General features: G+C 28.6%; 1 protein-coding gene. It reads right to left on the bottom strand.

What is annotated here, in order from left to right; translation table 11 throughout:
• On the bottom strand, positions 1-420 hold a 420-nt coding region (locus LS69_RS10705; RefSeq protein WP_194145507.1), incomplete at both ends, for a hypothetical protein.

Below are 420 nucleotides of genomic sequence, written 5' to 3'. Positions count from 1 at the left end.
ATTAAGATATTTATCATTTTCTGGAAAAAGAATCGTTTTTTCAATATTGGTTAATCCCCAATCTATTCCTTGATAATACCAATACACAATATACCATTCAAACTCTATTTCCATAGGGATAAACACACTTCCAAATCTTACTTGAAAGAATCTTTCTTGTTGGGATTGACTCAAATTACTTTGAGAGAGGATTTCTTGGACAAAATCATAGTTGATATGATAAGGAATCTTAAGATCACTTAATTCTCTATCTATAAACAAAAGGCTATCCTCTTCTTTTTCAAATGTTTTAGGAAAATCTTTAGCATAAAGAACTGCATAATTAAGATAGGGATTCTCTTCAGGAAAAAAGATTAAATCAATGTTTTTATTATAATTTATATCAAAAGCCCAAGAGATTCTAAGGTTGCCTTTGAGTTT

The organism is Helicobacter sp. MIT 05-5294, assembly GCF_000765675.1.
Classification (GTDB): Bacteria; Campylobacterota; Campylobacteria; order Campylobacterales; family Helicobacteraceae; genus Helicobacter_D.
This window is presented reverse-complemented; position numbering and strand designations above follow the sequence as displayed.